Below are 7,596 nucleotides of genomic sequence, written 5' to 3'. Positions count from 1 at the left end.
CAAACGGCTGGGCGAAGATCAATTATAAAGGAAAAGAAGGTTACGTATCGTTAGAGTTTGTGAAGCTAGAAGCTGGGAAACAAGAAGAAAAACCAGTTGACGATATAACAAATGGAGCAAAAGAAASMGGAACAATCAATGCAACGAGCCTGCGAGTAAGAAGCCAAGCAAATACAAATAGTGCAATTCTCGGAAACTTAAAAAAYGGAGAAAAAGTAACAATCTTAGGAAAAGCAAACGGCTGGGCGAAGATCAATTATAAAGGAAAAGAAGGTTACGTATCGTTAGAGTTTGTGAAGCTAGAAGTAGGAAAAGCAAACGGCTGGGCGAAGATCAATTATAAAGGAAAAGAAGGTTACGTATCGTTAGAGTTTGTGAAGCTAGAAGCTGGGAAACAAGAAGAAAAACCAGTTGATGACATAACAAATGGAGCAAAAGAAACAGGAACAATCAACGCAACGAGCCTGCGAGTAAGAAGTCAAGCAAATACAAATAGTGCAATTCTCGGAAACTTAAAAAACGGAGAAAAAGTAACAATCTTAGGAAAAGCAAATGGCTGGGCAAAGATAAGTTATAAAGGAAAAGAAGGCTATATTGCATTAGAGTTTGTTCAAATTGAAATGGAGCCTACAAATCCAACTGTGCCTGAAAAAGTAACAGAAGAACGTGCAGTTGTAAATGCTTCGCTGTTGAATGTTCGTAAAGGGCCATCCACCGGAACTGCAATCGTTGGTCATTTGAAAAATGGGGAGACTGTTACGATAGTTACTAAAGAGAATGGCTGGGCAAAGGTTCGGTTTAGCGGTGGTGAAGGCTATGTCTCATCACAATTCTTAAAAATAAAACAAAGTTCTTCTTCGTATGAAATTGTTACTTCATCTCAGAAGGTTCAAAAGCCAAATGAAGTAGAAGCTGAGCAAATTATGAAAAATATGAAAGAAGATGCATATATTACAAGTGGTGGGAAAGTTGTGAATATGAAGCAAGGCTTTGTTCGAGCAAATGGTGTTATTAATATTTACGATATTTCGACAGGAAAGAAGATCACATATGTAAAAGGTGGAGCAGACTTGAAATTTGTGAAGGCTGTTGGTGACCAGATTCATGTACAAATTGATGGAATGACGGGTTATGTGAATATAAATGATATTACATTGCATCCAACAATGACTGGTGAGAAAACATCGTATTATGCAGCTAAGAATGGTAAGTTATATCACTATGTATACAACACTGCGACGGGTAAATATGCAACATATCAAATTGGTAACGCTCCTAAACATTTAAAAGAAGGGGAGCGCTATGAAGCATATGATAAAACAAAAATTGGTGGACAAGATAGTTACCAGTACTTTGAATATATGCCACTACGTACAACCTCTACTTATACAGGAGAGGAACTTGATGAGTTCTTACGTAAATCGAATGCTAATAGCCCACTTATTGGATTAGGAAAGTATTTTGTAAGTGCGGCAGAGAAGTATAAGATGAATGCGGGCTACTTATTATCACATGCCATTTTAGAATCTGGATGGGGAACAAGTCGTATCGCACAAGATAAGAAAAATTTATTTGGATTTAGAGCAGTAGATTCAGATCCATATAATGGCGCAACAGGATTTAAAACATGGGAGGAAGGCATTGATTTTTGTGCTGCCTATATTGATAAACATTACTTAACACCGAGTGGAAATACATATAATGGTGGAAACTTAGGAGATAAGGCGCAAGGTATGAATGTTATGTATGCAAGTGATGAGAACTGGGGACAGCAAATTGCGTCACTTATGTATAGAATAGATTCAATGAATGGTAGCAAGGATTTAAAAAAATATCGTCTTGGAACATTGAAAGCTGGTTCTGAAGTCTTCCAAAACTTAGGAAGTGGACAAACTGGATCGACATCTCGCAATATTATGGTAGCTATTAAGAATACAATTCATACTGCACAAGGGGCATATTATGAAATTGCTTCAGATAATAAAGCCTATAGCAGTGTTTATGTAAAAGCAGGATCAGTAAATCTTGTAAACTCTTATTAAACATAAAACTTCATCATTTCAATGCAAGTGAATAAAAGTCATAATGTTAGAGGAAGTGACAGAATGAGGAAATATATTGCATTTGATATTGGTGGTACGCAGATTAAGTTTGGCATTGTGTCAGAAAAAGGAATGTTACTAGAGCAGCACAATACTGTTACAGAGGCACACTTAGGTGGCGAACAAATTGTTCAAAAAATCATTCGTTTGTCTCGAGATTTAATGAAACAACATACTATTACTGGAATTGGCATTAGTACAGCGGGAATTGTTGATATTCATAAAGGAATGATAACTGGCGGCGTGGATCATATTCCACGCTATGCTGGTATTCCTATTGTTAATAGATTACAAGTTGCACTGAAGATTCCTGTTACAATTGAAAATGATGTAAATTGTGCGGCATTAGGAGAGAGATGGAAAGGTGCTGGAAGTAAACAGAAGGACTTTATTATGCTTACACTTGGAACAGGAATTGGTGGGGCTATTGTTATCGATGAAGAATTATACAGAGGATATTCATTCAGTGCCGGTGAATGGGGAAATATGTTAATAGAGGGAAAGACATTCGAAGAAGTAGCTTCTATTTCGGGGTTAATTCATCTTGTGCAGCAATATAAAGGTGAGGGGAACTGGAATGGTAAAACAATTTTTGAGTTATATGATAAGAAGGACAAAGAAGTGATACAAGCAGTTCAAGTGTTTTTTAAACATTTAGCAATTGGTATTAGTAATCTAGCTTATATTTTTAATCCACAAACGATTATTATTGGTGGAGGTATTACTGAGAGAGGGAATACATTTTTAGAAGAAGTGAAAGAAGAAGTGCAAAAGTATTTGCAGCAAGAGATTTATAGCCATTGTGAAATTCATCTTGCGAAAAATCGCAATTATGCTGGGATGATTGGTTCGATTTACCACTTATTACATCCCTGTGAATAAATGGTGTGATTGTTTTCATATAATTAAAAATTTATTCTTTTTTTCAATCGACAAATAATGCTACAATATAGGAGAAGAATACAATATTTTCCCATTTGGAAAGTAGCTTGTAGAAAGGAAGAAACTTCATGCCTATTATTTTAGAAAAAGGACAGAAGATTGATTTAACGAAGGGGCAACCAGGCGTAGCAAAATTACAGGTTGGCTTAGGCTGGGATCCAATTGGACAACCAGGTGGCTTTCTATCTTCTTTATTTGGAAGCAAACCAAACGTCGATTGTGATGCATCCGTGGTTATGCTAGAAAATAATCGTTTTTTAAATAAAAATGATCTTGTTTATTTTGGAAATAAGCTATCTGCTTGTGGAAGCATTATTCATTCAGGTGATAATTTAACAGGTGAAGGCGAAGGCGATGATGAAACAATTTTTGTAGAATTACATAAAGTTCCAAGTCGTATTAACCGTCTAGTATTTGTTGTAAATATTTATGATTGCGTGAACCGTCGTCAAGATTTTGGTATGATTCGCAATGCGTATATTCGTATTCAAAATCCGCAAACACGCGAAGAATTAGCACGTTATAATTTATCAGAAAATTACGTTGGGAAAACAACGTTAGTTGCGGGCGAAATGTATCGTCACGGCAATGAGTGGAAGTTTTCTGCAGTTGGAGAAGGTACACAAGACAAGAATTTAAGTGAAATTGTGTCACGTTATCAGTAATACAATTTAAGGAGGAATAGCATATGGCATCTATCTCGTTAAAAAAAGGACAAAAGGTAGATTTAACAAAAACAAATCCAGGTCTTTCTAAAGTTCTTGTAGGTCTTGGGTGGGATACAAATCGTTATGATGGACAGCATGATTTTGATTTAGACGTTAGTATTTTCCTAGTAGGTGCAAATGGAAAAGTATCAGGGCCAGAAGATTTTGTTTTCTATAATAATCCAAAGGGCGCGAACGGTTCTGTAGAGCATTTAGGAGATAATCGTACAGGTGAAGGCGAAGGCGATGATGAAGCAATTAAAGTAGATTTAAAGAATGTCCCAGCGCATATTGAGCGTATTTGTTTCACAATTACAATTTATGATGGTGAAGGACGTAGCCAAAACTTTGGACAGGTATCTAATTCATTTGTACGTATTCTAGATGAAGAGAAAAATGCAGAATTAATTCGCTACGATTTAGGAGAGGACTTCTCTATTGAAACAGCAGTAGTAGTCGGGGAATTATATCGTCATGCTGGTGATTGGAAATTTAATGCAATTGGAAGTGGGTTCCAAGGTGGATTAGGTTCTTTATGTAATAACTTTGGTTTAGATGTAGAGTAATAAATCCCAATGTCCATTGGTAAAAGATAGTTTTACTGATGGACATGTTCTGATGAATTATAATAATAGAGGTGAATATAAATGGTTATTCAATTACAAAAAGGACAGAAAATTGATTTAGGTAAGACAAGCCCAGGTCTGACAAAAGCAGTAATCGGTCTTGGATGGGATATTAAGTCATATGATGGCGGTTCTGATTATGATTTAGATGCATCTGCCTTTTTATTAGATGCAAATGGAAAATGTACGAAAGAAACAGATTTCATTTTCTATAACAACTTACAATCTCCTTGTGGATCGGTTTTACATACAGGTGATAACCGTACAGGTGAAGGTGAAGGCGATGATGAGCAACTTGTTGTCGATTTAAGTAAGGTTCCGGCAGATGTACATAAAATTGCAATTACAGTGACGATTTATGATGCAGAAGGCCGTAATCAAAACTTCGGACAGGTTGCAAATGCATTTGCTCGTTTAGCAAATGAAGAAACAAATGAAGAGGTTCTTCGCTTTGATTTAGGGGAAGATTTCTCCATTGAAACAGCAGTTGTCTTTTGTGAATTATATCGTCATAATGGACAGTGGAAGTTTAATGCTGTAGGAAGTGGATTCCAAGGTGGATTAGGTGCGCTTGTAAGAGCGTATGGCTTGGATGCATAAAAAGGAAACGAACTTCGTTTCCTTTTTTCGCCTTTCTATAAATCTAGCAAAGAATAGGAGATAATAGTAAGATGAGCATTTTACAGGGAATCCTTGATACGTATGCCCAATTTTTTGATTTGGACATGTGGATTAAAGTATTACAAGATCCAGTATCTTGGGGGTTAATTGGTACACTTGTTGTACTTGAAGGTTTATTATCTGCTGATAATGCACTTGTGTTAGCGGTAATGGTAAAACACCTTCCAGAAGAAAAACGTAAAAAAGCATTATTCTATGGACTTATTGGAGCTTATGTATTCCGCTTTATTGCGATTGGAATTGGAATGTTCTTGATTAAATTGGCATGGGTGAAAGTACTAGGAGCACTTTACCTTGCTTGGCTTTCTGTTAAATATTTCATTGATAAAAGAAAAGGAAATGCTGAAGATGAAGAAGCTCATGGCATGAATCAAAACAGTATTTTCTTTAGATTGTTTGGTGTATTTTGGGGAACGGTTGCGATGGTTGAATTAATGGACATTGCATTTTCTGTAGATAGCGTTCTTGCAGCATTTGGTGTATCGAATGAAGTTTGGATTTTACTATTAGGTGGAATGCTTGGTATTTTAATGATGCGTGGTATTGCGGGCGTATTTTTAAGATTACTAGAACGTATTCCAGAACTTGAAACGACGGCATATATTTTAATTTTAATCATTGCGACGAAAATGTTGTTGTCTGTCATTGATATTCACATTAGTCATACAGTATTCTTTATTATTTTAGTTGCGGCATTTGGAGCAACATTCATTTTGCATTATATGCGAAATTCTGGACAAGCCCGAGAAGAAGTTGCAGCTACTAAGAAAGAAGATAAATAATTGAAATGGGTTTGCTCGTTATACGAGCGCCCATTTTTTATAACTTAAAATGGTTTATAATAAAAAGAGAAGATATTATTTCTTTAAAAAAGTAAATGTTTTTTGGAGGTGAACTATCGTGTTTTCGCGTTTTACACTTCATCCGTATGCATTAAAAGAAGAAGCTGATTTAAAGCAATTTGAAACGATTTTAGAAAAACGCCCGCAGTATGAATTAACAGAGAATGAGATGAAATTTAGCTATATAGCTTGTCGTATTCTTGGTGTTCCTAATGATGTAGATGAATATTTTAATGAGCTATTTGATTATAGCGAAGCGAAAGGAATTACTGTACTGCACGAACAAAATTTAAATAAAGTGATTGATTCTGAAAAGCTCCGTCATATTCAAGACGTATTTACATTACATCAAGAAGCACCAAACGGACTTACGGTAAACAGACTTGTTGCACATTTATCAGGCAAGCAATTGTTACCGAAAGTAGATAATCCTGATTTACAACACTATATACATACAACATTTATTTCTGTATTGAAATTATATGAGAAACAACATAATCAATCATTAAAAACGGAAGGTTTTCGCCGCTTCTTAATTGATATCATTAAATTAAGCGAAAATTACGTAGCAAAATGGTTTTCTACAATTAATTATAAGAAACAAATGCCACGAATTATTTGGTACGGTGATGCGAAGGAAAGTCGTATCTACTTCTTGTATTTTCTTATTATGCTCGGGTGCGATGTTTTATATTATCATCCGGAAGGAAAAGATGGTTTTGAAAGTGTTGATGATGAAGAGAGGACTTTTGTAGTCTCTCATCCAGGGCGTATTTCATTAGAGCCCTTTCCGGATCGCCGACGTGAGCGTGTGGCAACAGTTGCATATCAAGCATCGAAGGAAATTGAGCAAGTGCTTCATCACGATAATTCTTTATTATACAAACCGTGGCAATTTCGCACGTACACGCCTGTAGCGCGTACGCTGAAAACAACGTACGATGAGCTCTTTTTAATTACGAAAGAAAAAGCATTTGTACGTCCGACATTCTTTGTGGAAAATCAACATATTTATATTCCGTCTTTATTTGGAAAAGTATCAGGTGTTTCAAAAAATGATAAAGAGTACTTCCAAAGATTGAAGGCTGTTACATCGTTTGATAATAGTTTATTAATTAATTCATTCCCATTTACAAAAGAGCAAAAAGCAAATTTTCAGTTTCATTATCGAGATGCATTAGACCGGGCTGGAAATCTTCATCCCGATCAAATTATGAATAGCCATTGGTGGCCACATAAGCGTTTACCTGAAGGGTTACAGCATGGGATTGCAGAGGCCATCATTCATACGTGTGAAAGTGAACTTTGTAAACCAGTGGGGAAAGAAACAAAACAAGAGGTAGCGCTGTATGTTTTCGCACAGCTTTCTCAAATTCCACCTAATATTTTAGAGTTACTTGAGAAATTTGATTATTCACAAGAAGTACCAAAAATTGTTATATTTAACAATGAGAAGAGCGGAGAATTAACTCGTTCCGATGCTGTATTATTATTGTTTTTAAATCAAATTGGAATTGATGTACTCCATTTTAATCCAACGGGTAGAAATGATATTGAACCGTACATTGAAGCGGGAGCATTTGATTCGCATTGGCTCGAGGAAGTGAATTTTGATCTTGAATTCCACGGTCCATCGGCCTACAAGAACTTATCTCAAACAATAAAAGGGCTATTTCGTCCATTTTTATAAGGAAAG

The 7,596-nt window shown here is 35.8% G+C and carries 7 protein-coding genes; all 7 read left to right on the top strand.

The window, feature by feature from the left end; translation table 11 throughout:
* Positions 1–2,042: SH3 domain-containing protein (locus AZF08_RS05835; protein ID WP_161486784.1), on the top strand; the 2,042-nt coding region annotated here is incomplete at its 5' end.
* A gap of 63 nt (positions 2,043–2,105) precedes the next feature.
* Positions 2,106–2,984: an ROK family protein gene (locus AZF08_RS05830; RefSeq protein WP_033674418.1), complete on the top strand. Its 879-nt coding sequence runs from the start codon at positions 2,106–2,108 to the stop codon at positions 2,982–2,984.
* Between the two features lie 128 nt (positions 2,985–3,112).
* Complete coding sequence (locus AZF08_RS05825) at positions 3,113–3,709, top strand: TerD family protein (protein WP_033674416.1); 597 nt, start codon at positions 3,113–3,115, stop codon at positions 3,707–3,709.
* 23 nt (positions 3,710–3,732) lie between these two features.
* A complete protein-coding gene (locus AZF08_RS05820) occupies positions 3,733–4,317 on the top strand; it encodes a TerD family protein (RefSeq protein ID WP_033674415.1) in 585 nt (194 codons plus the stop codon).
* An 81-nt stretch (positions 4,318–4,398) separates the two neighbouring features.
* Positions 4,399–4,977 carry a TerD family protein gene (locus AZF08_RS05815; RefSeq protein WP_033674414.1) on the top strand — a complete coding sequence of 193 codons (579 nt, stop codon included), beginning with the start codon at positions 4,399–4,401 and terminating at the stop codon, positions 4,975–4,977.
* A 71-nt stretch (positions 4,978–5,048) separates the two neighbouring features.
* Positions 5,049–5,840: a TerC family protein gene (locus AZF08_RS05810; RefSeq protein WP_033674413.1), complete on the top strand. Its 792-nt coding sequence runs from the start codon at positions 5,049–5,051 to the stop codon at positions 5,838–5,840.
* A gap of 118 nt (positions 5,841–5,958) precedes the next feature.
* Positions 5,959–7,590 carry a YceG family protein gene (locus AZF08_RS05805; RefSeq protein ID WP_033674412.1) on the top strand — a complete coding sequence of 544 codons (1,632 nt, stop codon included), beginning with the start codon at positions 5,959–5,961 and terminating at the stop codon, positions 7,588–7,590.
* Positions 7,591–7,596: the final 6 nt, after the last annotated feature.

The organism is Bacillus gaemokensis, from assembly GCF_001590835.1.
Classification (GTDB): Bacteria; Bacillota; Bacilli; order Bacillales; family Bacillaceae_G; genus Bacillus_A; species Bacillus_A gaemokensis.
Note: the sequence above shows the minus strand (reverse complement) of the source record. Positions and strands in the feature narration are given on the sequence as shown.